Origin of the sequence: Brevundimonas sp. UBA6550 (assembly GCF_002434505.1) — a bacterium.
In the GTDB taxonomy this organism is placed as follows: Bacteria; Pseudomonadota; Alphaproteobacteria; order Caulobacterales; family Caulobacteraceae; genus Brevundimonas.
This window is the reverse complement of record NZ_DJKE01000001.1, coordinates 407,359-434,351: the sequence shown is the minus strand read 5'-3', so window position 1 is coordinate 434,351 and position 26,993 is coordinate 407,359. Positions and strand designations below refer to the sequence as shown.

20 protein-coding genes are annotated in these 26,993 nt (G+C 65.2%); 15 read left to right on the top strand and 5 right to left on the bottom strand.

Annotated features, from left to right (window positions below; genetic code table 11):
* Nucleotides 1–215 precede the first annotated feature (215 nt).
* Nucleotides 216–1,718, top strand: coding sequence for a methyl-accepting chemotaxis protein (locus tag B3Z70_RS02085; protein ID WP_292020679.1), 1,503 nt, complete (start codon nucleotides 216–218; stop codon nucleotides 1,716–1,718).
* 8 nt (nucleotides 1,719–1,726) lie between these two features.
* Here B3Z70_RS02085 and B3Z70_RS02080 read toward each other — a convergent pair whose 3' ends face one another.
* On the bottom strand, nucleotides 1,727–2,251 hold the full coding sequence (locus tag B3Z70_RS02080; protein ID WP_292044517.1) for a MarR family winged helix-turn-helix transcriptional regulator: 525 nt from the start codon (nucleotides 2,249–2,251) through the stop codon (nucleotides 1,727–1,729).
* A gap of 258 nt (nucleotides 2,252–2,509) precedes the next feature.
* Here B3Z70_RS02080 and B3Z70_RS02075 point away from each other — a divergent pair, with 258 nt between their 5' ends.
* The 3 genes from B3Z70_RS02075 to B3Z70_RS02065 all read left to right on the top strand — a co-directional run bounded on the left by B3Z70_RS02075 (nucleotide 2,510) and on the right by B3Z70_RS02065 (nucleotide 7,649).
* Nucleotides 2,510–5,029, top strand: coding sequence for a sensor domain-containing phosphodiesterase (locus tag B3Z70_RS02075; RefSeq protein WP_292020684.1), 2,520 nt, complete (start codon nucleotides 2,510–2,512; stop codon nucleotides 5,027–5,029).
* A gap of 360 nt (nucleotides 5,030–5,389) precedes the next feature.
* On the top strand, nucleotides 5,390–7,153 hold the full coding sequence (locus B3Z70_RS02070) for an ATP-binding protein (RefSeq protein WP_292020686.1): 1,764 nt from the start codon (nucleotides 5,390–5,392) through the stop codon (nucleotides 7,151–7,153).
* Nucleotides 7,154–7,280: 127 nt separating this feature from the next.
* On the top strand, nucleotides 7,281–7,649 hold the full coding sequence (locus tag B3Z70_RS02065; RefSeq protein ID WP_292044515.1) for a TA system antitoxin ParD family protein: 369 nt from the start codon (nucleotides 7,281–7,283) through the stop codon (nucleotides 7,647–7,649).
* A gap of 75 nt (nucleotides 7,650–7,724) precedes the next feature.
* Here B3Z70_RS02065 and B3Z70_RS02060 read toward each other — a convergent pair whose 3' ends face one another.
* From B3Z70_RS02060 to B3Z70_RS02050, 3 genes are all read right to left on the bottom strand, one after another.
* A complete protein-coding gene (locus B3Z70_RS02060; protein ID WP_292020703.1) occupies nucleotides 7,725–9,023 on the bottom strand; it encodes a putative bifunctional diguanylate cyclase/phosphodiesterase in 1,299 nt (432 codons plus the stop codon).
* Nucleotides 9,024–9,434: 411 nt separating this feature from the next.
* Nucleotides 9,435–10,406: a tyrosine-type recombinase/integrase gene (locus B3Z70_RS02055; protein ID WP_409514368.1), complete on the bottom strand. Its 972-nt coding sequence runs from the start codon at nucleotides 10,404–10,406 to the stop codon at nucleotides 9,435–9,437.
* The gene (locus tag B3Z70_RS02050) at nucleotides 10,376–10,837 is read right to left on the bottom strand and encodes an Arm DNA-binding domain-containing protein (RefSeq protein ID WP_292020690.1); all 462 of its coding nucleotides are present in this window, start codon (nucleotides 10,835–10,837) and stop codon (nucleotides 10,376–10,378) included. Before B3Z70_RS02050 ends, B3Z70_RS02055 begins: the two co-directional genes overlap by 31 nt.
* A gap of 479 nt (nucleotides 10,838–11,316) precedes the next feature.
* Here B3Z70_RS02050 and B3Z70_RS02045 point away from each other — a divergent pair, with 479 nt between their 5' ends.
* From B3Z70_RS02045 to B3Z70_RS02020, 6 genes are all read left to right on the top strand, one after another.
* On the top strand, nucleotides 11,317–12,138 hold the full coding sequence (locus B3Z70_RS02045; protein ID WP_292020692.1) for an RNA polymerase sigma factor: 822 nt from the start codon (nucleotides 11,317–11,319) through the stop codon (nucleotides 12,136–12,138).
* A complete protein-coding gene (locus tag B3Z70_RS02040) occupies nucleotides 12,083–13,063 on the top strand; it encodes a FecR family protein (RefSeq protein WP_292020694.1) in 981 nt (326 codons plus the stop codon). The genes B3Z70_RS02045 and B3Z70_RS02040 overlap by 56 nt, the downstream gene beginning before the upstream one ends.
* A 94-nt stretch (nucleotides 13,064–13,157) precedes the next feature.
* Nucleotides 13,158–15,524, top strand: a complete 2,367-nt coding sequence (locus B3Z70_RS02035) for a TonB-dependent receptor domain-containing protein (protein WP_292020697.1) — start codon at nucleotides 13,158–13,160, stop codon at nucleotides 15,522–15,524.
* 2 nt (nucleotides 15,525–15,526) lie between these two features.
* Nucleotides 15,527–16,810, top strand: a complete 1,284-nt coding sequence (locus B3Z70_RS02030) for a ComEC/Rec2 family competence protein (RefSeq protein WP_292044512.1) — start codon at nucleotides 15,527–15,529, stop codon at nucleotides 16,808–16,810.
* A 131-nt stretch (nucleotides 16,811–16,941) separates the two neighbouring features.
* Nucleotides 16,942–19,659, top strand: coding sequence for a TonB-dependent receptor (locus B3Z70_RS02025; protein WP_292022752.1), 2,718 nt, complete (start codon nucleotides 16,942–16,944; stop codon nucleotides 19,657–19,659).
* Between the two features lie 59 nt (nucleotides 19,660–19,718).
* The gene (locus B3Z70_RS02020; protein WP_292022754.1) at nucleotides 19,719–20,741 is read left to right on the top strand and encodes a hypothetical protein; all 1,023 of its coding nucleotides are present in this window, start codon (nucleotides 19,719–19,721) and stop codon (nucleotides 20,739–20,741) included.
* On the opposite strand, the gene B3Z70_RS02015 is transcribed toward B3Z70_RS02020, so the two are convergent.
* On the bottom strand, nucleotides 20,738–23,620 hold the full coding sequence (locus B3Z70_RS02015; protein WP_292044510.1) for a TonB-dependent receptor: 2,883 nt from the start codon (nucleotides 23,618–23,620) through the stop codon (nucleotides 20,738–20,740). The two genes, B3Z70_RS02020 and B3Z70_RS02015, sit on opposite strands and share 4 nt — an antisense overlap.
* Nucleotides 23,621–23,953: 333 nt before the next feature.
* On the opposite strand from B3Z70_RS02015, the gene B3Z70_RS02010 reads away from it, so the two are divergent.
* The 5 genes from B3Z70_RS02010 (at nucleotide 23,954) to B3Z70_RS17235 (ending at nucleotide 26,739) form a co-directional block, all read left to right on the top strand.
* Complete coding sequence (locus tag B3Z70_RS02010; protein WP_292019599.1) at nucleotides 23,954–24,493, top strand: RNA polymerase sigma factor; 540 nt, start codon at nucleotides 23,954–23,956, stop codon at nucleotides 24,491–24,493.
* An 86-nt stretch (nucleotides 24,494–24,579) separates the two neighbouring features.
* The gene (locus B3Z70_RS02005) at nucleotides 24,580–25,413 is read left to right on the top strand and encodes a FecR family protein (protein ID WP_292019601.1); all 834 of its coding nucleotides are present in this window, start codon (nucleotides 24,580–24,582) and stop codon (nucleotides 25,411–25,413) included.
* Nucleotides 25,414–25,463: 50 nt separating this feature from the next.
* On the top strand, nucleotides 25,464–25,916 hold the full coding sequence (locus B3Z70_RS02000; protein WP_292019602.1) for a MarR family winged helix-turn-helix transcriptional regulator: 453 nt from the start codon (nucleotides 25,464–25,466) through the stop codon (nucleotides 25,914–25,916).
* Nucleotides 25,917–25,952: 36 nt separating this feature from the next.
* Nucleotides 25,953–26,549, top strand: a complete 597-nt coding sequence (locus B3Z70_RS01995) for an SDR family NAD(P)-dependent oxidoreductase (protein ID WP_292019604.1) — start codon at nucleotides 25,953–25,955, stop codon at nucleotides 26,547–26,549.
* Nucleotides 26,479–26,739, top strand: coding sequence for a hypothetical protein (locus B3Z70_RS17235; RefSeq protein ID WP_409410502.1), 261 nt, complete (start codon nucleotides 26,479–26,481; stop codon nucleotides 26,737–26,739). Before B3Z70_RS01995 ends, B3Z70_RS17235 begins: the two co-directional genes overlap by 71 nt.
* The last annotated feature ends 254 nt before the right edge of the window (nucleotides 26,740–26,993 follow it).

Genomic DNA, 26,993 nt, shown 5'->3' with positions numbered 1-26,993 from the left:
GTGAATGTCGATTCGTCCTAGTCCGACGTTGGGTGACCGATGGCGCCTCGTCGCAACCGCTGGGCGTCGGGTCCGGGCTCGTTCATATTTTCGGGCGGCGGCGCCCGGGCGGAACCGAACGGCAGGCTTCGGTCTTGGGAGATATATCAAGTTTGATATACCGGCTCTTAGGGTTTCCGCCTTAGCCGATGGGTTTCAACCGAAACAGGCAGACCATGTTCGATCGCACGAAGAAGCGCGTGGCGGAACGCCACCGCGTCCACGATCTAGAGGCGCGTGTGGCGGCGATCAGTCGGTCGCAAGCCGTAATCGAGTTTGATCTGGATGGGGCCGTTATCACGGCCAACGAGAACTTTCTCAACGTGGTCGGCTATGCGCTGGAAGAGGTCGTGGGCCGCCATCACGAGATTTTCGTCAGCGACGAGCAGAAGGGCTCGGACGACTATCGCCGATTCTGGGAGCGTCTTCGGGACGGGGCCTTCATAGCGGACAAGTTCCTGCGACGTTCAAAGTCCGGCGATCCCGTCTGGATCCAGGCGACCTACAACCCTTTGTTTGACGATCAAGGCAAGCCGTACCGGATCGTCAAATTTGCGTCTGATGTCACGGCGGTGGAGACAGAGAGGCTGACATACGAGGCTGAGCGTCAGGCCTTGACGGCTGTTCGGGAGGACGCAATCGGCCGAGTCGCAGACACGCTCCGAGGCCTTGCGGCGGGGGATCTCACGCGGACCCTGCCAGGCGATTTTCCTCCGGACTTTTCGAGGCTCAGGGCAGACATCAATGACGCGCTTGAGGGGCTCGCCGGCGTTGTTTCGGTCATCACGACAGGTGCGCAATCGATCCGTACGGGCTCCGACGAAATTCGTCTGGCGGCTGACGAACTATCGCGGCGGACCGAACAACAGGCCGCCGCATTGGAGCAGACGGCGGCTGCACTCGATGAGATCACGGCGACGGTGAGGCGGTCCGCTCAGGGGGCGGACGCGGCGTCCGCGGTCGCCTTGTCGGCGACGACACAGGCCAAGTCTTCGGGCGATGTCGTGTCCAAGGCGATGACGGCGATGACGGCGATCGAACAGTCTTCCGTCCAGATCGCTCAGATTGTCGGCGTGATTGACGAAATCGCATTTCAGACGAACCTGCTGGCGTTGAATGCTGGAGTCGAGGCGGCGCGGGCCGGCGAGTCCGGGCGCGGCTTCGCTGTCGTCGCGTCGGAGGTTCGCGGGCTCGCGCAGCGATCTGCAGCGGCTGCGCGCGAAATCAAGACGCTTATCTCGGCGTCAACGGCCGAGGTGGAGGAGGGGGTAGGCCTGGTGGGAAGGACGGCGGAGGCGCTCCGCCTCATCGAAGATCGTGTTGATCAGGTCGCAGGCTTGGTCGCGGAGATCGCAGCGTCGTCGCAGGAGCAGGCGATCGCGCTCGCCGAGGTCAACACAGCGGTCAATGACATGGACCGCATCACCCAGCAAAACGCCGCCATGGTGGAGGAGGCGACCGCCGCGAGTGACGCTCTGGCCCAAGAGGCAACGGCTTTGGTCGAGAGTGTCGCGCGGTTCCAGACGGAAGCGAACAAGCGGGACGAGGGCCATCCAGATTCGACGCGGCGTGTCCTCGCGAGCGGACTGCTTGCCGTCACGACCCCGCCCGTAGCCCCGCCAAGCGTTCGGACAGCGCCGAGACTGCACGTGGTCGATCGGACGTGGGAGGCGTCCTAGGCGGCGTCTTAGAGCCGTTTCGCCGTGGGGCGTCCGTCTGGCGCGAACTGAGGTCTCAAGGCCGTGTTCAAGCGCTGAAGCTCGTCCGTCAGACACTCTAACCCCGCGCTGCTCAGCGGCAGTCGTCGCACGACCTCCTCGCGCACCGCCTCGAGATGACTTTGTGTCGCGATCCCTTTTTCCGTCAGGCTGATCCAGGTTTTGCGGTCGTCGTCCGCATCACGTCTCTTGTCGATGAATCCGGCCGCAGCCAGCCGCTTGATCAGGGGCGTCATCGATCCTGTCTTGAGAGACAGCCGGGTTCCAATCATCCCGATGGTCTGCGCTTTTCGGGTTTCGAGAAGAACGATGAGGATCAGGTACTGAGGATGGGTCAGACCCAGCGGCGCGAGCAATTTTCGATAGAGCTTCACGACGAGAGCGCTGGATGTGGAGAGGGCCAGACAAAGCTGGGCGTCGACCGCCAGTTCCCGCGATGACGCCGGATGACGGGAGGTGGTGCTTGCCGCTGGTTGAGGGATCGCTGTGGCCATTGGCTGGACGATAAGCACGACCGGGTCGCGAGGGAAGCGGCCGGGTCGCTCGGCGTGACCTTGACGAGGCGCCCGGCGCGGCAGGCGACAATCATCGACGCACTGTGGCGCTTCCGATATTCCGCGTCGTTGGGGAATGACTGCTGAATGGGCGGGATGCTCGTCTGAAAGGCCCTCAACTTCGTCGCTTAAAAAGAACGGCTGTCGAAGGGTGATCTTCTTTACGGCCCCGTAAGCCTGATCTGACACCCTCAGGGCATGGCTCTCCTGGACCGAGACAGCATCGCCGTGCGGGAACAGGCGAGACTGAGCGCGCTCATCGATCTGAATATTCTCGACACGGCCCCCGAGACAGAGTTCGACGAACTCGCCCGCATCGCCGCGACGCTCGTCGGTACGGCGAGCGCAGGCGTCAGCCTCATCGATGAGCGTCGGCAATGGTTCAAGGCGCGACGAAACATCGACTTCTTAGAGTCCGAGCGCAGCCTCGCGTTCTGCGATCACGCGGTCGCGCAAGGCGAGCTCATCGTGGTGCCCGACGCTTCTTCGGATCTGCGTTTCGCCGACAATCCTCTTGTGACGCAAGACGGGGGCATTCGGTTTTATGCGGGCGCGCCGCTGAGGCTCGCGTCTGGCCACTGCATCGGGGCGCTTTGCGTGTTCGACCCCGTGGCGCGACCCGACTTAAGCGAAGCGCAGAAAACGACCCTCATGCTGCTGGCGGATGTCGCCACGGCGTTAATCAAGACCCGTCACGCTCGACGGCTCGACAGGATCGCCGCCGAAGTCGTGACGGCTTCGGCGGATGCCGTCGTCGCTGCAGATGCTGAGGGAAGGATTGTCTACGCCAATGGAGCGGCTGAGCGGCTGTTCGGCCGACCGGCGGAAAAGATGATCGGTCAGGTCCTTGAAAGTCTGTTCGATGGACCTGCCAATCCGGTGCGCAGGTTGATGGACCAATTCCGAGATCGGGCGGAACGGTCGTCGTCTATCTCGTCTTTCGTAAAGCGCGACGACGGCGTGTCCACGGCTGTTGAAGTGACGGTCTCGCCTTGGGGGACAATGGAGGAGCGCGGCGTGGCGGTCGTGGCGCGCGACGTCTCCGAACAGCGCCGTGTCGAAAAGGCGCGGGCCGACGTACAGGGACTGCTCGACAATGTTGTCGCCAATCTCCCGGCCATGCTGTTCGTCAAGGATGCGCAGACCTACGACTACGTCCTGATCAACAGGGCGGCCGAGGCGGTCATGGGCAAGACCGCCGCCGAAGTTCTGGGCTCGAATGACCGGCGACTGTTTCCCAAGATCGGAGCCGCGTACGAGAGTCGCGACGCGGAAGCCGTCTTACGCAGGGTTCCGCATGTCTTCGAAAGCAGTTTCGTTCGCGACGATGGCGTAGTCGCCCGTTTGCGGACAACGCGCGTCTTGATCGACGGTCCGGATCGCCGCGACCAGTATATCCTCGGCTTCTCGGAAGACGTGACCCCGACACGGATTGCGGAGGCGAAGGCGCTCCACCTGTCGCGGCACGACGACTTGACCGGGGTGGTCAACCGGTTCGGCGCCGCCGAGCGCCTCGAGCGCCAAGTGCAGGCGGGAGCGCGGTTCGCCATGCTCAGCGTCGATTTGCGGCGCTTTAAAACGATTAACGAGCAATGGGGGCTGACGGCGGGCGATCAGGTGCTGACCCAGGCGGCCGATCGCTTGCGGGCCATCGTGTCGCCCTCCGACTGGATCGCCCGTGTGGGGGGCGATGAGTTCGCCGTTGTCTTGATCGGCTCCGAACCGAAGACCCGCGCCAGGGATGCCGCCGAACGGATCGCCGCATCCCTGTCCGCGCCCTACGCCACGGATCGCGGTCTGGCCCATCTCGACGTCGCCGTCGCCGGCGTCATCGCGCCAGATCATGGAGAGACCGCCGCCGAACTGCGCGAAAATGTCGATGTCGCCCTGACGCGCGCGAAACAGTCCGAGACGGGCGCCCCCTGCTTCTTCGACGAAACCTCCGATGTCGAGACCCGGATGCGACGCCGCTTGAAATCGGATCTGCGCGGGGCGATCGAGCGAGGCGATATCGGTTTGGCCTATCAACCGGTCGTGGCGGCTGAAACGGGGAAAATCACCAGCGCCGAAGCCCTGGCGCGGTGGCGCCATCCGTCTTTGGGGCCGATCCGTCCGGACGTCTTCATCGGACTGGCCGAGGATCTCGGTCTGATCGAGGCGCTCGGCAGCTGTCTGCTGCGCCTTGCTTGCCAGGATGCAAGTCGCTGGCCCGTTCCCATTCGTGTTGCGGTCAACCTTTCGCCCGCGCAGTTCCTCTCGGGTCGATTGGTCGAAACGGTCGAGGCGGCCTTGGCTGTCTCAGGCTTGCCCGCGAACAGGCTTCAGCTCGAGGTCACCGAAGGCCTAGTCATTCGCGACGTGGAAAGCACGTTCGATCAGCTGACGGCGTTGAAGGCCCTGGGAATCCAGCTGCTGATGGACGACTTCGGCGTCGGCTATTCCTCGCTCAGCTACTTCAAGCGCTTCCCGTTCGACAAGGTGAAGATCGACAAATCCTTCGTCGACGACATTGAGCAATCCCAGGCCTCACGAGCGGTGATCGCCGCTGTCGCAGGGCTCGGACGGGCCCTTGGGATGGGGATCGTTGCGGAGGGGGTGGAAACGCACGCTCAGCGCGCCGAGCTTGTCGCCTTGGGCTGCACGCACCTTCAGGGCTACCTCTTCAGCCGGCCGCTCGGCGTCGAGGACATGATGACCTTTATCACCGCCTCGACCTGAGACGCCAAGTCTGACGAGCGGCTCCGCACCGGCTGATGAGTCGGCAACCGGCGGCTCTGGATTTGGCTAAGTCTGCGGTATCGGACCGAACCCGACATCGACGGTCTGTATTGGGTGCGCTTTTTGGGCATAGCATTTGGAATTGTCCGAGTGACGCTCGACGCGCGAAGAGTTCGCAAGCTTTGCAGTCATGCTGATCAATGCCCGTGTGAATTAAGAGTCCGCCGCTATCGTCGAAGCTTTGCCTTATCAAGAAATCGAAACCTATGTCCTAAACCGTACATAGTCTAGATTTTACCTTAATTTCATATCGGCGATACATGATGCATCGTTGACTGCCTCTTCGAAAGCTTGGCTCCCATGATGGACGAATCCCGGAGGCCGCTCATCGAAAGGTTCGTGGCGGATGGCCATCTCCGATATTGGGTGATCACGGCTTGGGCGGCGGCGCTTCTTACGGAGGTCGACGTTCGGTGGGTTGCGGTCTGGTATGTGGTGACGATGGGTTTCGGCTTCGTCCGCGCGACGTTTGAACATCGGGCGCTGGCGGATCCCAGACTCTCTCGCCTTCGCCTCGCGCGCATCCTTGTAACCGTCGTCTGCGCGGCATGGGCCGGAGCGCCGTTCCTCGCGTGGTTTTATGGGGGCGATCAGGGGCGCGTCTTGGCGGCGATCCTGTTGTGTAGCGGCTATATGCTGGTCTTCACCCAGATGAGATCCGCTCTGAAGGACGCCGTGATCGTATCGACGCCTTACACCCTGGTCGGTCTTGCGATGACGGTCAGCCTCTGGGGAAAGGCTGGATTCTGGACCCTTCTCAGCGCCGGACCCGTGCTCGCGGTGTCTCTTCTCATCAAGGTCGTGGTCACCCGCATACGAGATCGTGAAATCGCCGAAGCGCAGGCGCGTCAGGATCGGTTGATTTCGGATCTGGAAGACGCGCGCGACCAAGCGAACGCCGCCAATGACGCCAAGTCCGCCTTTCTGGCGGTCGTCTCCCATGAGCTTCGGACGCCCTTGAATGGCGTGCTTGGCGCGGCCCAACTGCTCGAGATGGCCGCTCTTGAAGACCGCCAACGTGAACTTGTCTCCGTCATCCGCAAATCCGGCGATGGTCTGTTGGTGACCCTGAATGACATTCTCGATCTCACCAAGGTGGAGGCTGGAAAGCTTGAACTTACGCCCCTGCCCATAACGCTTCGTGAGCTTCAGGACCGATTGATCGGACCGTTTCGAAGCCAGGCCGAAAGCAAGGGACTGGAATTCGTTGTGGAGACATCCGGTGAGTTGCCCGCCGTCCTGAAGCTGGACGCGCTGCGGGCCGGCCAGGTCGTCCAAAATTTGCTGGGCAACGCCATTAAGTTCACGGCGTCCGGACGGGTGACTCTATCGTTGGGCGTCGAACGGCTCGGCGACGCCACAGCGGCGCTGCGCGTCTCCGTGACCGACACCGGCGAGGGGATTTCCGCCCACGACCTGGAGCGCCTGTTTCAGCCGTTCACTCAAGTCGATGCCTCATCCACGCGTCGGTTTGGGGGCACCGGGCTTGGGCTGAGCATAGCGCGCAAGATCGCGAGCTTGTTCGGCGGTGATGTGAGCGTCGTCTCCGACGTGGGGCGTGGATCCCAATTCACCTTTTCGGCGACGGTCGAGGTCTTGAATTGGGAGAGCGATGACGCCTTGTCAGCCGACGCAATCGATCTGACGAACGTCGCTGGCGCTCCGCTCAATGTATTGGTTGTCGAAGACCATCCTGTAAACCTGATGCTGTTGCAGACTTGGCTCGGATCGATGGGCCACCATTGCATCGCCGCGCGCGACGGGATCGAAGCGCTCGCGTGCTGTGCGGAGACGCCCTTCGATCTCATCCTCATGGACATCAACATGCCGCGCATGGACGGATTGACGGCCACACGTGCGCTGAGGTCCAAAAAGGGGCCGAACCAAGGGGCTGCCGTGGTGGTGCTCTCCGCGTCCGCCCGAATGGAGGACCACACGCTGGGACTTGCTGCCGGCGCAGACGCCTATCTCAACAAGCCGATCGACTTCGACGCGCTTTCGGATGTCGTGGCGCAAGCCGCACAAGGGCGCGAGGCGGTTGGTCGACCTTCCAGGGCGGCCTAGCGTCTCCGTTGTCTACAGGGGGCACCAGCACCGCAACGCTGGAGATCGCGGCGACGCGCGCGCAAAGGATCGGCGGGTCCCGCTGCCGCGCAGCGGCTCTATGCGGGCCTGACGGCCGGGGTGTGCGATGAGCCTTCGATGGGGTCAACGCAGCTCCGCTTACTGGTCGATGGGCAGATGGCATAATGCCAACGGCCATTTGGAGGTTGGCCTGCCTCAGGCCGGGAAGCTTGGCGACGACATCATGAAAGTCGTTCGGCGCGAGTCCGAACTGCATAGTCGGTCGGTTGCGAGACAGATCGTCCACTGGGTGCGGATGGGGCGCGGGATCGAAGAGTCGGGCAGCTTCGGTCATACGCGCATTACCGCGGCGCTTGCGGGAACGATCGATACGGCCGAACTAACCGACGAGGAGAAGGATGTCTGGCTCGACGCCTTCGTCCACGCAGGAGTCCGGTCTGCTCCGGGTGAACAGCGGCTCTTCGATGATCGCTGACGACTTGGGCTTGGGGCAGCCGTCTCAAATCCGACGGAGAGACCGACGCTTCGAACGGACGGCGCCGCGTTGGAGCTAGGCCCGCCGCAGGGTGTCGGTGGATGTCATCACCAGAGCCAAAGCGTCCGCAGCGTCCAGCGCCTGGCCGAAGACCGTCCCCTGGGCTTGGCCACAGCCTTGAGCCGCCAACGCGGCGCGCTGTTCCGAGGTGCTGACCCCTTCGGCCGTCACGGCCAAATCAAGCCCCTGTCCGATCCCGATCAAGGCCTTGACCATCACCGCCGCCTTACGGTCGCGCGTCATGGCGGCTATGAAGCTTTGATCGATCTTGATGCGATCGAGCTTCAGCTTTTGAAGGTTGCGCAGATCAGAGTAGCCCGTGCCGAAGTGGGCGGCCACGATGGCGACGCCGGCTTGTCGCAACGGTCCCAGCAAGGCTTCGGCCGCATCCAGATCTCGGATCAAAGCGCCCTCATCCACCTCGAGATCAAGCCGCGTCGGCGACAGTCCGGTCGCCGCGAGGCTGGCCAGGACGCGCAAGCCGAAAGTGGGGTCCGAGAGCAACGCGCCCGGCAGGCTGAATGACAATCGCACGTCGGCAGGCCACGCGGCGGCGGACAAGCACGCCTCTCTAAAGAGACGGTCCGTCAAATCTGTCAGCAAGCCCGCCTCTTCGGCGACGGGCGTGAAGCGATCCGAACCGATCTGACCCAATTCCGCGTGGCGCCACAGCGGAACCGCCTCGAAGCCGCCGACCTGCGCCCCTTGGATCCCGACCACGGGCTGATATTTCAAGACGAAGCTGGGGCCTGACCAGTCCTGTCGCAGCGCGCGTTCAAGATCGGCCCGTTCCTTCAGGCGGGCGTCCATCTCAGCTTCGAAGAACCGCAGCGCCGATCGACGTTCCGCCTTGGCGCGATAGAGAGCGACGTCGGCCTTGCGCAACAACTCCTCAGCCGTTTCGCCGTCCTGCGGCGACAAGGCGATGCCTATGGCCGTGCCGATGGCGTGACGCAGGCCCCCGGTCTGGACCGGTTCGGCCAGACACTCGGTCACACGCAAGGCGATCGAAGCGGCGCCCTCGGCGCCCGCCACATTGCGCGCCAGAATCACGAACTCGTCGCCGCCCAGCCGAGCGACCAGATCGCCGTCGCGCACGGCCCGCAGCAATCTCGCGCCCACATGGATCAGCACCTGGTCGCCGACGGGGTGGCCATGGACATCGTTGACCTTCTTAAAGCCGTTGAGGTCCAGCATCAGCACAGCGTGCGCTTCCGGCGCAGTGGGCACGGTCGCCAGCGCGCGGCGGAAGGCCTCGTCGAACTGGCGACGATTGGGCAGGCCGGTGAGAGAATCCTGAAGGGCCAGGTTCATCACCTCCCGCTCGGCTTCGAGGCGGCGTCTGTTTTCCCTGACGTGTTCGCGCGCGCGTCGCCAAGTGTAGAACAGAGAACAGGCCGTAACGACGGCGACCAGTCCCATCAGCTCATTGAGCTCGAGATCCAGTTTGGCGCGCGAGATCCGCAGTTCGCCGCCGAAAATATCGATCTCGAAGACGACGACGCAGGCTGCGGCGATCAGCACGAAGATGAAGCCGAGATCGAAGATCTTGGTCCTGTTTCGCACCATCCAGTTCCTCATCACCGCGACAAGGCGACCCCGTTGGTCCATCGGTGAACCTCCAATGAGATCCGACATTGGCGCCGCCGACTTAACCCACGGTTGGAAAGCGTGCTTAATGCGCGTTGAGGCCTCGAAAACGGCAGGCCCGGACCTGCCTTGCCGTCAGCCTCGGTGGCTGGTGGAGGTAAGCGGCCAGGGATCGTTTGCGGCTTCCAGCCCGAACATGGCTGCACGAATGACGCCGGTCTGACGGGGTTGCGAAGCGGTAGGGGTGTCATAGCTGACGATCTTCAGCAGCAGCGCTTCCCATCCCTTCAGGGCGGAGCGTTTGTCGACCATATATTCGTTGACGTCATAGTGGGCGCTGGAAACCTGCGCGCCGCCGCCGGTGTCGGAGCTATGACCGAGCACCTTCGATCGGATCAGCGGAGAGACGCGCAGACGCTCGCTCGTCAGCGCAGTCGAGCCGGTGCGGCGCAGGTCGTGAACGGTCAGGTCTTCCACGCCGATCAGCTCTCTCAATCGACCCATGGCACGCGTGAGGGCGGCCGGCTTCATCGGCTTGGTGGTGTCGCGGGGGTCGTGGAAGACGGGTCCCGACATTCGGTCCGCTGGCAGACCGGAAAGCGTGATGGCCCTGCGGATCAGTTCGACGGAGTGTGGCGGGAGCGGCACCTGATGTGGGCGGCCCGACTTCATTCGACGTGGATCGATCATCCAGAGACCCTGATCGAGATCGAGCTCTGCCAGGTCCATCCCTACGATCTCCGTTCGGCGCTGGAGCAGCAGCATGGAGAGTTGGAGCGCAATACGGACCTGCGGTCCTACAAAGATTTCGTCCGACTTGATCGCCTTCGGAGGCTCCGGCTCGGTCAGAGCCCTCCAGAGCAGGCGCAGTTCATGATCTTTCCAGATTCTCAGCCGGGGTTTCTGGGCGTGGAATGCGGGAAAGCCCGTGGCGGGATTGATTTCCACCAACTCCTCACCGATGCCGAAATTGTAGGCCTGCCGAATGACGGCCTGAACCCGGTTTGTCTGGGCGGTGATGCCCTCGCGGACCATCTCTCTGAGCAGCGACTTCACCGTGGAGCGTTTTATTGCGGTCAACGGCAGATCGTAGAGTACGGGTTGGATATGGCGTTCGGCGAGACGCTTTTCATAGGCGAGGGTGCTCGCGCGTTTTCGCTTTCGCTTGGGTTGCCGCCGGTCTCGCAGGCCGTCCAATAGGCCTCGATGAGCTTGCCGAACGTGGCTACAGCATCCTGTCGAGCTTGTTCCTTGGCCTGCCGCCTTTCGTGAAGCGGATCGCCGCCGTTAGCGATCAGCTCCCGAAGACGACCCGCCTCAAGACGCGCCGCCTTCAACGTCAGCGCAGGGTACTCGCCCAGACGATGGCGAGCGTGTCGTCCGTCGTGTCCTCGATATCGCAGAAGCCAAACCTTGGCGCTCTTGTTGCTGGCGCGCAGCGCCAACCCAGGGCACCCGGCGTCCGAGATCTCTATCCGCTGTCTGGACAGAGGTTTCAGACTGTTTAAGTATCGATCCGTCAACGTGACGGTGGTCATACCGGCCTCCAGATTTGGGACCCCTTGGGGACACAGAGCGACGCAACTGGAGGGTACGTTATGAAACCACGAAAACAAGTATATTGTGGAATATGCAAGCTTTCTGAGCCGCATGAAACGGCGTGAAACTCACCAAATACAACCGCTGAGCGATTCCTAAAGCCGAGGTCGGGGGTTGGAGTCCCTCCGGGGTCGCCACCTCACTGTCCCTGCAAGTTAAGGTTGGCACGAATCCAACTTAAGACGCGAAAGACAAGCTAAGGCGAGATCGAGCAGTCGGGGTGGAATGTCTGCCTATGACTCCTAGCTGATGTTCGGAATGTCCGCTCCTCGGCAGGTATGGCCGACCAACCACCCCGTCGCGCAGAACGTGCAAATGTATCGGTTGGGCCATGTCCAAAGAAGCGCAGCGTCGCGTTCGACAACGCCAAATATTGCATTGGGCGCAGGGCGGTCGTTGCGCTGGGTGCGGACAGCCCATGGGCCTGAAGCGCGGTCTTCCACGTGACCGGCCCGAATATCCGACTTACGACCACATCGTGCCCAAGAGCCATGGCGGCGGCCATGGACTGGTGAACGGCCTGCTGAAGCACTTCGCCTGCATTCGACGAAAGACGTATGGCCTCGTTCAGAAAGCCTGTCCGGGTGCGTCCCGATGTCAGCGGATCGTCACAGCCGCCTGCTATCGCGCGCCGATGGGGCTGGTTTCCACGGAGCGCGCGATCTGGCTGGGCCAGTGGGTCTTTCCCAATGAGGCCGAACTGCGCGCCTGGCTTTCGCGCCGCGCGCTGGCGGGAATGGAAGTCGACGACATCGTTCAGGAGACCTACGCCGTTCTGGCCGGTCTGGAGCGCGTCGATCATATCCGCAATCCGCGCACCTATATGTTCGAAGTCGCCAAGACGGTCGTCTATCGGTCGCTGCGCCGTTCGCGAGTGATCAGTCTGGACGCCCTGGCCGAGGCCGTGGACGGCCTGCAGGCGCCGTCGGACGCGCCCAGCCCGGAGCAGGCGGCGGCGGATCGGCAGGAGCTGGGACGGGTCGCCGCCCTGATCGCGGCTCTGCCGCCGAAGTGTCGCGAGGTCTTCACCCTGCGGAAGATCCAGGGCCTGTCCCAGCGCGAGGTCGCCCAGCGCCTCGGCCTGTCGGAAAGCACGGTCGAGAAACATATCGGCAAGGCGCTCGGAATCTTGACCGCGAAGATCGGACGTGGCGGAAGCTGGCGGGTCGATGCATCTAGGAACCATGAGGCTGACCAGCACGCCCCCGACCGAACTGCGCGAGAGCGCCGCCGCGATTGAGGCGGCGGCCCTGGCCTGGGCGGCGAAGGCGGACCGCGGTCCCCTGTCCGCCGAGGATCAGGCCGCTCTGGACGCCTGGGCGGCCGTGGATGCGCGCCGGGCCGGAGCCTATGCCCGCGCCCTGGCCGCCAACGCCTATCTGAACCGCGTCTCGGCCCTGGGCGCCGACTATCGCCCGCCGCGTCGGACGATGGGGCGGCGCGCGATCATGACGGGCGGCGGCGCCCTGCTGGCGGCCAGCCTGGTCGGCGCGGTCGGCTATGGGGTGCTGCAGCATCGGGAAAGGATCGTCACCCGCTTGGGGGATGTCAGGCGTGTGTCTCTCGCCGAGGGTTCGGCGATCACGCTCAACACCGATACGGTAGTTCGGCCGGAACTGGGCCGGAACGAGCGGCGCATCCTGCTGTCGCGCGGAGAGGCTTTGTTCGACGTGGCAAAGGATCCGTCGCGGCCTTTCGTCGTCGTGGCCGACGCCGTGCGGGTGCGCGCCGTGGGCACCAGTTTCACCGTACGCCTGCGCGACGACGGCCGCGTCGACGTGGCGGTGCGTGAGGGCGTGGTGGAGGTTCGTCGCGGCGACGGGCCGGCGATCCGGTTGCAGGCCGGGGATCGACAGAGTGTCGCAGCCGACGGCGCGGTCGCGACCGAGCGCCTCGCGCTCGAGACCATCGAACGGGGCATGGCCTGGCGGGAAGGGCGACTGGATCTCACCGGCCTGACCCTGGGACAGGCGGCTGCAGAGTTCGGTCGTTACGCGGACCGGCCTATCCTGATCGACGATCCCGAAGTGGCCCGGATGAAGGTGGCGGGCGTCTATAATCTCAGCGACCCCAAGGGGTTTGCGACGGCTGCGGCCATGAGCCTGGGGCTGGAGACGACCCCGACGGCGACCGGCGTGCGGATCGGCCGCGTCGGCGGGCGTTGAAATTTTTCCGGCGGACGCATGGGGGAAAATCCCGTCGCCCGCCTCTAGTCCTGGAAGCCGGCGTATGGGGACCGGCGCGCTTGGGATCATCGACATGTCCATCAAACCTTGGCTGGGTTGCGGCGTCGCCGCAGCCGCGATCGTGCTCGCGCTTCCGGCGGTCGCACAGGAGCGCAACTTCGACATTCCGGCGCAGGACCTGAGCGCCGCCATCTCGCGTTTCGGGCGTCAGTCCGGTCTGCAGATCGTGGCCCCGGCCGATGTCATGGCGGGTCTGCGCAGCACCGCCGTCTCGGGACGCATGGAGGCGCGGGCCGTTCTCAGCCGACTGATCCAGGACGCCGGTCTGGAGGTCGCCTCGGACGCCGACGGGGTCATCGTCCTGCGTCGCGCGGCGCCTGGGTTTCAAGGCCCCCCAGCCGCGCCGGCCGCCGTCGAGGACGTCGTCGTAACCGCCCAGAAGCGCGACCAGCGCGCCCAGGAGGTGCCCATCGCCCTGACGGCCTTCTCCGGCGCGACGCTGGAACGGCATCAGCTGGAGACGCTGCGCGACGTGTCGCGCCTGACGCCGGGTCTGCTGGTCTCGTCCTTCAACCAGAGCAGCCCGACCATCGCCGTGCGCGGCGCGACCAACACCTTCAGCCAGATCGGCGCCAACAAGCCGGTCGCCGTGGTCGTCGACGACCTGTTCATCCCGCGCAACAGCGCCGCGACCTTCGAGCTTTACGGCCTCAACTCCATCCAGGTGCTGAAGGGGCCGCAGGGCACCCTGTTCGGTCGCAACGTCACCGGCGGCGCCGTGGTGCTGGACACCGGCAAGCCCGTCTATGGCGATCTGGGCGGCTCGGCCCGTCTCTCGGCAGGCTCGTACGATCTGCGCCAGTTCGACGGCTTCGTCGATGCGCCCCTGGGCGAACAGGCGGCGGTGCGCCTGGCCGCCTCGATCAAGACCCGCGACGGCTTCGGCCATGACCGGCTGACGGGGCGCGAGCAGGACGATCTGGACAGCCGCAGCCTGCGCGGTCAGTTCCGCCTGCGGGCCACGGACGATCTGGAGATTCTGCTCGGCGCCGACTATAGCGACGACCACAACGGCGGCCGCACGCTGTCGTCCAGGGCCCTGGGCGACGACGGGGATCGTCGCACCTCCGAACTGGGCTTCGATCAGGCCTTCGACCGGAACCAGGGCGGCGTCTCGGCGCGCCTGTACTTGACCCTGCCGATCGGCCAGCTGATCTCGATCACCGGCTATCGCGGCTCCCAGTCCGGGGAAGACTATTCCGGCGTCGGCGCCGGCTACCAGTTCCTGACCACGGGCAGCCAGACGGTGAACCGCGACGTCGATCAGGTCGGCGTTCTGTCGCAGGAAGTCCGCTACGTCAGTCCGAAATGGAGCTGGGGCGATTTCGTTGCGGGCCTCTATTACGCCGACGAGGAGGCCAAGCGTCAGCTGACGGTGCGCAATCTGGCCGCCGGGACGGGACGGGTCACGTCGAACGTCCTGACCGATCAGGCGGTGGACACCCTCAGCTATGCGGTCTTCGCCGACGGATCCCTGCACCTGCCGGCCCATCTGGATCTGACCCTGGGCGCCCGCTGGACCCGCGACGAGAAGACGGCCTCGCTGAACCGCGTCGACGCGATCAGCGCCGCAGGCAATTTCGTCGCGCGAGACCTGAAGGCGGACTGGAGCGAGGTCACGCCGCGCGCGGTCCTGACCTGGTCGCCGACCCAGGACTTTCACGCCTACGCCAGCGTCACGCGCGGCTATACCGCCGGCGGGTTCAATACCGACGCCGCCGCCCTGGCCGCCCTGACCACGCCCTTCGATCCAGAGACGGTGACCAACTACGAGTTGGGGGTGAAGTCCGAATGGCTGGAGCGCCGCCTGCGGGTGAACGCCGCGGTCTTCCAGATGGACTATCAGGACAAGCAGGAGCTCTTCTTCAACAACTTGACCCGGATCCTGACCATCACCAACGCCGGCGAGGCGACCATCAAGGGGGCGGAGCTGGAGGTCGCCTATCGGCCGACCGGATGGCTGGGGCTGACAGCGACCTACGGCTATCTGGACACGGTCTATGACTCCTTCGTCATCCCCGGCGGCGCGACCTACACCGGCAACGCCCTGGGCTCGTCGCCCGAGAACAAGGCGTCTCTGGCCGCCGATCTGGATTTGCCCCTGGGCGAGGCGGGCTATCTGATCGGTTCCGCCAGCTGGGCCTATACCGACACCTACAACACCGGCGCGGCCGCCGATCCCAACCTGCAGATCGACGCCTATTCGCTGGCCAATCTAATGGTCGGCTACGAGCCTGCCGACCGCGCCTGGCGGGCCGCGGCCTGGGTTCGGAACCTGACCGACAAGGACTATGTCCTGACCAATTCGACCCAGGGCGTCCTGGCCGAATATCTGGGCGAGCCGCGCACCTGGGGCGTCACCCTGTCGGCGCGGTTCTGACCATGGGCTGGTCGCGCCGCACCCTGTTGCTGGGCGCCGCCTCGCTGGCGGTCGGCGCGAGGGGCGGCGCGGTCCGGGCGGCGACCGACGACGGCGATGTCGTCGGCCAGCCGCTGCGTCCCTGGCGACCGGGGATGCTGGACATCCACCACATCTCTACCGGACGCGGAGACTCAACCCTGATCGTCGGCCCGGACGGCTCGACCGTGATGATCGACGCCGGGGCCTCGCTGACGCCGTCGCCGCCGGCCCTGACCACGCGGCCGGACGAGAGCCGCCGTCCCGGCGAATGGATCGGACGCTACGCCCAGCGGCGGCTGCGCGACACAGGCGCGAGCGCGCTCGACGTCTTTCTGGCCACCCACCAACACCCGGATCACATCGGCGACGTCGATGAAACGACGCCCCATGCGGCGGGCGGCGACTATCGTCTTTCCGGAGTCACCGATGTCGACGCCATCACGCCGATAAGTCGGCTGATCGATCGGGCTTATCCGTCCTACGATCTGCCGCGTCCGATCGCGTTGCCTTTCCAGCAGAATTACGAGGCCTTCGTGCGGGCGCGTGTCGCGCAAGGCCTGGCGGTCGAGCGATTCACGGCCGGGACGCTAAACCAATTCCGGCGCGATCCCGCGTCCACCGCCTTTCCTGAATTCTCGATCCGCAATCTGGCGGTCAATGGGCAGGTGTGGAGCGGCGAGGGCGAGACCAGCCGACCGGTCTTCCCGGACATGGCGTCCTTGTCGGCGGCGGATATGCCAGAGGAGAATGTCTGGTCTGCAGCCGTTCGTGTGTCCTATGGCGCGTTCGGCTATTTCGCCGCAGGTGACCTGACGAGTTCGACGTTCGACGGCGTCCTGCCCTGGCGGGACGTGGAGACGGCCGCAGCCCGCGCTTGCGGTCGAGTGGACGTGGCGGTCGCCCCGCACCACGGCATGTTCGACGCCACGGGGGCGGAGGCGGTCAGAGCCCTTCAGCCGAGAGCCTGGATCGTGTCGGCCTGGCATGCGCTGCACCCCAGCCCCAGCACGTTGGATCGCGTGTTCAATCCGCGCCTCTACCCCGGTCCGAGAGACGTGTTCGCCACGGCCCTGGACGAGACGACCGATCTGACCATGCCATGGCTCACGGGGCGTCTGGCCAGCCGCGATGGCCATGTGGTGGTCCGTGTCGCGCCGGGCGGTGCGACCTATCGGATTGTGGTCACCAGCAACCGGGATGAAGCCGACAGGGTCGTTAGCGTATCGGGGCCTCTGGGAGCCCAGGCGTCGGGCTCTGAATTATGAAGCATTCATAAAGTTTCGGCGCGTCGAACGGCGGGCCGCGTCCTTGGACTTGGGGGCATATCTCAGCTCCGGTTCAGGGACTGCGGTCGATGAAGATTCTTTCGTTCAAAACCAGACTTCTCGCGTCTTCGATGGCGCTTCTTTCGGTGTTCGGCGCAGCGCAGGCCGCCGCTCAGGATCAGGCGGCTGCCGCTGGCGACACAACGAACGTCAGCGAGATCGTCGTCGTCGGCACGCGCAACGACGCCATGCGCACCCAGATGCGCAGCGACAACGCCGTCAGCGTCATGTCGGCGGAGGATCTGGAACACACGGCGGTCCACAACGTCGCCGAAGCTCTGGCTCTGCTGCCGGGCATCAGCGTGCAGAACACCGGCAACTCCTTCTTCGGCGGCGTCGAAGGCGCCTCGCGCGGCGAGGGCATGTTCGTCGGCGTGCGTGGCATGAACTCGGAGTTCACCCTGGCCCTGATCAACGGCGTCAACGCCGCCCAGGGCATGCCCTATTCGCGTCAGGTGCAGCTGTCTCTGCTGCCGCCGTCGGGTCTGAAGACCATCGTGGTCAACAAGAACTCGACCGCCGACATGGACGGCGACGCCATCGGCGGAACCATCGACTTCATCACCCCGTCGGCCTTCACCTTCCGCGACGGCTACGCCTCCCTGTCGGTCGCCGGCCGGGTCGAAAGCCGGGCCCGTGACTATGACGAGGACGGTCTGGGCGGCGGCGCCAGCGGCGAATTCGCCCAGCGTTTCGGGCGGAACGATGAGTTCGGTCTGTACGTCAGCGCCTTCTACGACAAGCGCAACTTCGCCAACTCGATGGTCTCGGGTCTGATGGCGGCGCAGAACGACGGCGGCTGGGCCTATCTGCACTCGGCTACCAACTCGGGCGGGGGAACCAACCCGGCCGGCATGGATCGGGAGGCCAACCTGATCCAGACCGGTCTGAACCTGGGGGTCTCGACCGGCTACACCGAACGTTACGGCGGCAACTTCTCGCTGGACTGGCGGCCCGACGACAGCCTGGACGTCTATCTGCGCGGCTCCTACGCCTTCGCCGACACCCAGCAGAACTCCACCCACAATCAGATCATCCAGGGTCGCAGCCGCGTCTTCAACGCCGCGACCGGGCTCTATGACCTGAACCTGACGGATTCGTCGGTACGGATGTGGTACACGACCAACCCCGAGGACGCCGACCTCAGCACCCTGACCTTCGGGGCGCAGAAGCGTCACGGCGCCTGGACCTTCTCGCCGTCGGTCTTCTACTCCTACGGCGGCAATGATCGGCCGCACCACATCGAAGCCTCGGTCCGCAACAACCAGTCGGACAAGTACAACACCGGTTCGCTGTTGCCCTATAGCGGCCTGTTCGTCGGTTACGACAAGGACGGCCATGCGATCCCGCTGCTGACCCAGGCCCAGCGCGACCTGCTTAACAACTCCGGCAGCGCCCTTCTGGCTCGCCGCGCCGGCCAGCTAACCGAACAATTCTCGAACCAGCAAAAGGTCGGGGGCAGGTTCGACACCCAGTACGATTTCGACAGCGGCGCCCTGTCCTACGTCAAGGCCGGCGTGAAATATGTCCAGAGCCAGCGGCGTGTCAGCAGCCATGACTGGACCAACGACCATTTCGCCAATCTGCTGGGCCGTCCCGGCGTGACCTGGAACGAACTGGGTCTGATCGAAGGCTATTTCGACTCGGCCTATCCGGGTCTCTATGACGTCCGGGCGCCCAAGGTGAACCACGACCGGCTGATGGAGCTGTTCAATCAGTATTTCAACGCGGACGCCGCTGCTGCCGACCTCTGCTACCTGAACTGCAACACGCTGAAGGGCGACGAGAACGTCGCCGCCGCCTATGTCACCGGCAAGTGGAACGCGGGCGCGGTCGAGATCATTCCGGGGCTGCGCTTCGAGAACACCCGGATCGAGAACACCTACTGGAACAACGACGCCCAGGCCCAGCGGTTCGAGACCAACTCGACCGAGTACAACGAATGGCTGCCCAGCCTGTTCGTCAACTATCGCCCGACCGATGAGGCCGTGTACCGCGCCTCGATCACCCGCGCCTATATGCGCCCGGCCCTGGTGCAACTGGGCGGGTCGGAAACGACCTCGCGCGGCGACAACTCGATCACCGTCACGCGCGGCAATCCGGACCTGGAGACGCTGAAGTCCTGGAACTTCGACGCCTCGGGCGAATGGCGCAGCAGCTTCGGCGGCTACGCCATGGTCGGCGCCTATTACAAGCAACTGTCCGACTATCTGTACGACAACGGCTCGACCACGGTGAACGGCAGCCAGACCTCGGGCGGCACCGAGTACAACGGCGAAATCTTCGACCGCGTGACCATCATCTCGCCGACCAACGGCGGCGACGGCTACGTCAAGGGGATCGAGATCCAGCTGTACCAGGCCTTCGATATGCTGCCGGGCTGGATGTCGGGCTTCGGCGCCGGCGTGAACTACACCCGCCAGTGGACCGAGGTCGACATCGGCGGCGGCGAGAAGCACCGGATGCAGAACGCCCCCGACGAACTCGCCAACGTCAAGCTGAACTACGCCTGGCGCAACCTGACCCTGGACCTGAACTGGAACTACTCCGGCGAGACGGTCATGGCCTACAACCGCGTCGCCGGTCTGGACTACTGGACCCGGCCGACCCGCCGCACCGACCTGCACGCCGGCTACGCCTTCGACAACGGCGTGGTTCTGGACCTGTCGGTGTCCAACCTGTTCGAGGACTACAGCTATTGGGCCCATGTCGGCCACAACAGCCTGGCCCTCTCGGACGTGGTCGACTCCGGTCGCACCACCCTGCTGACGCTGAAGTACGACTTCTGATGTCAGCGCGGGCCCGGCGCGATCCCCTGGCGCCGGGCCCCTCTTTTTTCGAGGTCCGCATGATCCGTTCGTTCGTCTTCGCCTTCGGGATCGCCCTGATCGGCGCCGGAAGCGCGTCCGCCCAGTCGCCCCGCACGGTCGCGGCCCTGGACGATCTGCGGGCGGCTGCGCAGGGGCTGACGGACGAACATCTGCGGCAGGAGACCCTGTCGGGTCTGCAGTCCCGTCCCTGTGTCCGGCATCGCACGGGCCTGACGGCCGCCGACGAGCAGGCGATCCTCGTGACGCTGCGCGCCGAAAGACTGCTGCCCACGCCGGCCGATGCGGCAGAGGCCGAGCGTCAGAGGGAGACGATCTTCCCGCCCCTGGCCCGGCGCGCCGACTGCCCGGTTCTGCCTCAAGCCTTTGAAGTCGCCCCGGGCGGCAACTCCGGTTCGCACCACGACTGGCCCGGCGGCCTTGTCGATCATGAGGGGTTCAACCTGCGGCTGGCCCTGGCCCTGGCCGATCTCTACGCCGCCGAAGGCGGCGTCCCGGTCGACCACGACGCCCTGGTCGGATCGGTGCTCTGGCACGACTGGGCCAAGGCCCTGGTCCTGCTGTTCGACGCCGACGGAGACCTGCCGCCCGAAGGCCCCATCGCCGGGGCGGGCGCGCACCATGTTCTGGGTCTGGCCGAGTCCATGGCGCGCGGCCTGCAGCCCCGCATGATCCTGACCCAGGCCTGCGCCCATGTCGCCCCGGTCGGCGAGGACCGGCGCAAGGTCGAGGACTGGCTGAGGGCGGCGGCGATCATCTCGCGCACCGAATGGACCACCTCGGTCGTCGCGACCCGCGAATGTCTGATCAGCAACGCCGCCGACGACAACTGGATTCACGCCGAGACCTCGGTCCATGCGGCGGACGCAGCCTTGGCGCGGCTGGCCCCCCGCTTCGGTCATCCGGACGCGAACGGGGCCGACTATCGCATTCGGCTGCGCAATCCGGCGCTTGAGGTCCTCGGCGCCGATCGGATCAGGACGTTGGCGGAAACGGAAGGCGACGACGCGGTCGAACGCGCCTTGCGGGACGCCGGTCTCTAGAAGACGCTTCTGACGCTGACGACCATGCGTCGGCCGGAATCGACCACGTCCGACAGGGCGGTGCTGTCGCGTCCGACATGGGCCCAGTAGCTGTATGCCCCGGTCAGATTGGTCATGGTCACGTCCAGCCGCGTTCGGGCGTCGAACCGCCAGCGGGCGCGGGCGTCCAGACGGGGCACGGCCCGGACCCACAGATTGTCCCAGTCGCCTTCGGCCCCCAGCACGTCATAGGCGGACAGATAGCCGCCGGTGTAGTTCAGGCTCAGATAGGCGGCGGCGCGCCCCCGGCTGTAGGCCAGTTCGGCGTTGCCCAGCCATTCCGGCGCGTTCAGCATCGGCTGCGATCGTCCCAGCACGGCCCCCAGATCGACCTTCGACCACTGGCGGCTCAGATTGACGTCCAGGCTCGCCTCGCCGCCCAGGTCGAAGGGATCGCCCAGCGGCTGGAACCACTCCGCCTCCAGGCCGCGCGTATCGCCTCGGCCGCCGTTGCGCGGGGTGACGATGCGAACCCCATCGCCGAGATGGGGACCCGGATCGACGCCCAGCCCCAGGCCCGAACCGCTCTCGTACAGATAATGATCGATCCGCTTGGCGTAGGCCGACAGGCTCAAAGCCCCGCCGCCCGGAAGCCAGGTCTGGTGTGACAGGTCCAGATTCCAGGCGTCGGCGCTCTTCAGGTCGGGATTGCCCCGCGTGATCGTCGTCACCCCGTCCAGGGTCTCGGTCCGCGCGCCGCCGCCCAGTTGCATGAAGGCGGGGCGGCTGTAGGACCGCCAGACCGCCGCCCGCCAGACGCCGCGGTCGTTCGGTCGCCACGACAGGTTCACGCTGGGCAGCCATTTGTCATAGGCGCTGCGGCTGACGCCCCAGTCGCCGACGGTCTCGGCCTGACCCATGTCGGGCATGATCCAGAACCGGTTGACGATGCGGGCGCGCTCGTGCCGCAGACCGAACTGCGTCTCCCAGCGGCCGACAGCGTGGGTGGCCATGGCGTAGGCCGCCTCCACGGTTTCGCGTCCCGACTGGCTGTTGCAGTTCAGATTGTTGACGAACAGCGCGCCGCAGGTGTCGAAACTCTCGTCCGTCCGGTTCGCCTGGAACAGAGTCTCCAGCCGGTCATGGTCGATCCTGGGGATCGACCAGCCGTACAGGCCGGGAAAGACCTCGGCATAGGTTCCGCGCGCCACGCCCAGATCCTGCCAGGTCAGGCCGGGGGTCTGGTACAGGTCGGCGAAGAAGCCGTTGGTCCAGTTGCGATCGGTCAGGCTCCGGTCGCTATGCGTCAGCTTGGCCCCGACACGCAGACTGCGCCATGGCCCCTGATCGGGAACGAAGCTCAGACCAAAGCCGCCGCCGTAGCGGGTCTGGTCGCTGAACTGTTCGGTGCGCTGTCCGGCGCGGCGGGCCAGCAGGGTCGACCCTGCCTGGTTCAGGTCGTCGAAGACGCTCTGCGACCACTGGGGAACCGGCAGGCCGTCGCGATAGGCCACCGTCACTCCTCCGAACGGACGCGGCGTCTGGCCGGTGTTGTAGGCGTCGTTCTGATCGACCCAGACCGAGGCCTCCAGATGGTCGGGCCGGGCGCTCTCGCCGTGGCTGGCGAACAGATAGGGCGACAGGCGCCAGCGCCCTTCTACCAGATCCGCCGCCAGACTGGTCGTGGACAGGGAGACGTTGTCGGGATTGGTCTCGTACCAGACCCGCGTCGATAGATCCTCGACCGACAGCCGGTACAGGCCCGCGCCGTCGGGGATCCGGGACTGGGCGCCGCTGACCACCTGGCTGAAGGTGGAGTTCTGCTCTGTGCGGGCCTGGGCGTGGGTGGCGTTCAGTCGAACATCGACGCCGGGCGCGGCCCGCCAGTGCAGGGCCAGGGCGTAATTCTGCAGGCGGCTGCGGCCGCTGGAAACGCCGACGCTCAGACTGGTCTGAACCAGGTCGTCCTGCGGCCGCGAGGGATCGACCGGTCCGCCCGCCGCCGAACCTGACACCCCATAGGCCCAACCCCGGTCGTTCTGGGCCGCCATGACGCCGGCCAGTTCCGAATTGACGAAGACGCGATCCTCGTGGGCGGCGGCGAAATAGAGGCCCAGCTGATCCTCGGCGCCGAAGCGGAGACCGTGCTCGATGCGGAGATTCTCGCCCAGACCGTCGTCGCCATAGTCCCGGGCTCGCGTCTCGACCCGGCCGCCGACGCTCACGGCGGTCCAGGGCGTGCGCGACAGGTCCGCCGGCCCCGGCGTCTGGAAGTCCAAGGCGGCGGCGATGAAGTCGCCGTCGAAATCGGCCCGGCCGGTCTTGTGCACCACCACCGTCTGGAAGGCGTCGGGCGGCAACAGGTTCAGTTGCACCCCGCGCGAATAGGGCAGGCCCTGGGCCACAGAGACCCCGTTGATCATGCTCAGATTGTATTCGGCGTTCAGCCCGCGATAGGCGGCGTAGAGCCCCTCGCCGCGAGAGGCCGAGTCGATGCCGCCGATGAAGGAACGGCCGGTGTTGATCACCGTCATGCCCGGCAGGTCGCCCAGGGCCTCGGACAGGTTCTGGGCCGCGCCGCGCTCCATGTCGTCGCGTGACAGGCTGCGTACCGCCGTCGCCGCCTCCAGATCGCCGGCCAGACGTCGCTCGATCTCTTTCGGATCGGGCCGCCTCGCCGTGACCAGGATCGGATCCAGTTCGGCCGTCGGCGGCGGATAGGGGGGCGCGATCGCTCGGCGGGAACGCGCCACGATGACGAAGGTGCGGGCGTCCACCCGGCGCGCCTCGAACCCCGCGTCGCTCAGGGCCAGGTCGAAGGCGTGCGTCACCTCGATCCGGCCGACCACGGCGCGGCTGCGTCGGCCCTCCAGTCGCTCGGCGGGAAACAGAATCTGCACCCGCCCCTGCCGCGCCAGCTCGCGCAGGGGCCGAGGCCAGGGGCTGGGCCGGCACGTCGAAGACGGGGGCGCGACCAGCCGCCGTCGCCGTCGTCGGCAGGATCGCCGCGACCAGGGCCGCGCCGCCTGCGATAGACCGTAGGTAAGCGTGACGACCGTCACCGCCCATAGGGGACGATCCGTGAATGAACCTCGCGACTGCGCGGCTTCTATGGTCGGGCTGCAATGGATTGATGACATTTCGGCCGTTGATTTGGCGGCCTGTCGACGCGGCTGCGTCTCTTGCAGTAGAGCCCCCCGCGAGTTCGGATGTTTGACGGCGTCGCCCTATCGATGACAGCTTCACGGAAGCCCGCCGATCCGGTCGAGGGGATCATGGCCGCGCTGATGGCCCGGTTCGACGACCGGCTGCGTCGACATCTGTCGCGCTTCCTTGCGCCTGCGGACGTCGAGGACGCCCTGCAGGATATCTATCTACGCCTGACACGGCTGGCGGGTGGCGTTCCGCCGCCGGAGTTCAACGCCACCTATGTGTTCAAGACCGCCGACAGCGTCGCGCGCGACCTGCGCCGGCGGCGGATGGGGCGCGGCGGCGACCGTCACGTCGAGATGTCGGACGACCTGGCCCATGACGCCCCGTCTCCCTTCGACGAACTGCGCTGGCAGCAGAACGCCGACCTGCTGCGCCGGGCCATCGCCGCCCTGACGCGGGAACAGCGAATGGTGCTGATGATGCACCGGATTGAGGGGCTGACCCTGGTCGAGATTTCGGAACGCCAGCGTATCCCGCTGCGGACGACCCAGCGCCTGCTGGCCGACGCCCTTGCACGTTGCCGGCACAGGCTTAAGGATTGTGGATGGTTCGAACAGTAATTCCCTTTCGTCCCGCCCCGCGCGACGTCGAGGCCGACGCCTTCGTCGCCGACCGCCTGAAGGAAGAGACGGGCGAAACCGCCTCGGTGCGTGCCGAGCAGGGCCAGATCGTCGACGTCTGGGACGCCCTGGGCCAGCTGGACGTCGCCGACTTCGAACAGGATCGCGCTCGGATCGAACCCGGCGTGCGGATGAACCGTCGCGCCTGGATGGTCGGCGGGACCTTGGCCGCCGGCGTCGCCATGGGCGGCGTCTTCCTGTGGCGGCAGCAGCCGGTGATCCACGAGACCGCCGTGGGCGAACGTCGCACGATCCGCCTGCCGGACGGGTCCGAGGTCACTCTGAACACCGCCACCCGCATCGCCGCCCGTGTCGACGGTGACCGTCGTGACGTGGTGCTGGAACAGGGCGAAGCCTTTTTTGACGTGGCCCATCTGGACGGCGCGGCCTTCAACGTTTTCATCAATGAGGCGCGCGTTCACGTCACGGGAACCCGGTTCAACATCCGTCGCCATGCGGGTTTTGCCGAAATCGACCTATTGGAAGGTAGCGTCGTTATAGGTCGGAAGGACGATGTCGACGGCAAGAGGCTGCGGCTGACCGCGGACCAGGCGATCCGGTTCGATCGCAAAGGCCAGCCAGTCGCTCCGGCGACGCCGGCTCGTGCCTCCTATGTCGAGGACTGGCGACAAGGCCGCGTCAGCTTCTATCGCACACCATTGCGTGAAGCCGTCGGTGAGATGAACCGCTACAGCCAAACCCCGATTGTGGTCGACGATGAAGCGGTCGGAAATCTGTCTGTCGACGGTGTGTTCGAGACAGGTGACACTGTGGCCTTCGCTAAGGCGCTTCGCGACCTGCGTGGCATTCGAATTCGGCAGGGCGCGCAGGCTTGGCATCTTGCATCCCCCACAAAATAACTGGCCGGAGTGCGTGCAAAAGCTTTCAATGGACCTATGGCTGCGGCGCCATGACGAAGACTGACATAGACCAGACCGCCCAACTCGCTGATATCCTCGAACGCTTCATGCGTCGCTTCAAGGTCTCCGAAGCCACGGCCGCTATGGAGCATGCCCTGAACGGATTGGACATTCAGGCGCTGCTCTTCATCAACGATCATCCCGGATGCGCCTTGGGCGACGTGGCCCGGGAGCTTCAGGTCGCGCTCACGACCATGTCGTCCTCTGTGGATCGGCTGGTGCGCAGGGAGATGCTTCAGCGGGAGCGCCCGGAGTTCAATCGACGCACGGTGGCTCTGACGCTGACCACGGCAGGGAGACAAGACGTTCGGCGCTATGTCGACGGCTACCGCGACACCTGCGGCGCCATGCTGGCGGCGCTCGATCAGGTCGAGCGAGAGCAGTTGGTAAAGCTGATGGGGAAGGCTCTAGGGTCCGATAATTATACTATACGAAAATCGTAGTATGTGTGGCTTGGGGCATGACTGCGAGGAAATAGCGTGACCATCGACCATCGTCGTACGGCGCTCATCACCGGAGCCAACAGGGGCATCGGACTCGCGATCGCCCGTCAATTGGGCGCGCGGGGCCATAGCGTTTGGTTGGGGTGTCGCGACGCCCAACGTGGCGAAAGCGCTGCGCGAGCCCTGCCAGGTGCCGGTATCGACGCCCGCGTGGTCCAACTCGATGTGGTGGACGAGGCCAGCGTGGCGAAGGCGGCCGCCCTGCCGACGGAAAGCTGCGAGCAACTCGATATCCTGGTCAACAAGGCCGGGCTGATGGTCGCCCCGCCGACGTCTGCTGCCGAGGAATCGGTCGATGACGTCAAACGGATGTTCGACACCAATGTCTTCGGGGTCATGCGGGTGACCCAGGCCTTCCTTCCACTGCTGCGCAAGTCGGACGCGGGCCGGATCGTGATGATGAGCAGCGGCCTGGCTTCGCTCAGCGAGGCGCTCGACATGCGCGGTGAGACCTTGGGGGGTCAGCTTCGCTGGCTATTGCGCCTCGAAGACGGCGCTGAACATGTTCACGGTCAAGTTCGCCAAGGAACTCGAGGCCGATGGCATAAAGGTCAATGCCGTACCCGGGCCTGACTTCGACCGATATGACGGGCAACGGCGCCGGGCATTCGCCAGAGGGGGGCGCCCGTGCGGCGGTCGCCTTGGCCATGACCCACGCCTATGGCCCGACGGGAGGATTCTACGCCTGCTCGGAAGCTGGAGCTTTGCAGTTGAAGCCCTGGTTGGGACAAGAGCGGTCAGCGCCGTCCAATCTGTGGGCTGACGGGCGGGCATGATGCGTGTCGGCCATGTCCGAGTTTTTCGTCAGCGTTTGGCGCGCTCAGGATAACGGCTCGACGACTGTTTTCTCAAACATTTTGGCGGTCGAACATGATTTTGAGCAGGTCTTAGGTGGTTTGGGTCGAATTTGAGCACCTTTTAGGTGGTCAGCTTAAGTGGTCAGGCTTCTAAAGCCCAGCGATCGCGGGCTCCGAGTGAGCAGGTCTTAAGTGGTCCCGACAGTTTTTGTCGGTGCAA

Bases quoted from the DNA above. Each gene is read 5' to 3' on its own strand.
- B3Z70_RS02065 (WP_292044515.1), top strand. From the start codon at position 7,281: ATGAGCCTTCGATGGGGTCAACGCAGCTCCGCTTACTGGTCGATGGGC.
- B3Z70_RS02075 (WP_292020684.1), top strand. From the start codon at position 2,510: ATGGCTCTCCTGGACCGAGACAGCATCGCCGTGCGGGAACAGGCGAGA.
- B3Z70_RS02080 (WP_292044517.1), bottom strand. From the start codon at position 2,251: ATGGCCACAGCGATCCCTCAACCAGCGGCAAGCACCACCTCCCGTCAT.
- B3Z70_RS02010 (WP_292019599.1), top strand. From the start codon at position 23,954: ATGACAGCTTCACGGAAGCCCGCCGATCCGGTCGAGGGGATCATGGCC.
- B3Z70_RS02045 (WP_292020692.1), top strand. From the start codon at position 11,317: ATGGGCCTGAAGCGCGGTCTTCCACGTGACCGGCCCGAATATCCGACT.
- B3Z70_RS02020 (WP_292022754.1), top strand. From the start codon at position 19,719: ATGATCCGTTCGTTCGTCTTCGCCTTCGGGATCGCCCTGATCGGCGCC.
- B3Z70_RS02035 (WP_292020697.1), top strand. From the start codon at position 13,158: ATGTCCATCAAACCTTGGCTGGGTTGCGGCGTCGCCGCAGCCGCGATC.
- B3Z70_RS02030 (WP_292044512.1), top strand. From the start codon at position 15,527: ATGGGCTGGTCGCGCCGCACCCTGTTGCTGGGCGCCGCCTCGCTGGCG.
- B3Z70_RS02025 (WP_292022752.1), top strand. From the start codon at position 16,942: ATGGCGCTTCTTTCGGTGTTCGGCGCAGCGCAGGCCGCCGCTCAGGAT.
- B3Z70_RS02000 (WP_292019602.1), top strand. From the start codon at position 25,464: ATGACGAAGACTGACATAGACCAGACCGCCCAACTCGCTGATATCCTC.
- B3Z70_RS17235 (WP_409410502.1), top strand. From the start codon at position 26,479: ATGTTCACGGTCAAGTTCGCCAAGGAACTCGAGGCCGATGGCATAAAG.
- B3Z70_RS02085 (WP_292020679.1), top strand. From the start codon at position 216: ATGTTCGATCGCACGAAGAAGCGCGTGGCGGAACGCCACCGCGTCCAC.
- B3Z70_RS02040 (WP_292020694.1), top strand. From the start codon at position 12,083: ATGAGGCTGACCAGCACGCCCCCGACCGAACTGCGCGAGAGCGCCGCC.
- B3Z70_RS02060 (WP_292020703.1), bottom strand. From the start codon at position 9,023: ATGAACCTGGCCCTTCAGGATTCTCTCACCGGCCTGCCCAATCGTCGC.
- B3Z70_RS02070 (WP_292020686.1), top strand. From the start codon at position 5,390: ATGATGGACGAATCCCGGAGGCCGCTCATCGAAAGGTTCGTGGCGGAT.
- B3Z70_RS02050 (WP_292020690.1), bottom strand. From the start codon at position 10,837: ATGACCACCGTCACGTTGACGGATCGATACTTAAACAGTCTGAAACCT.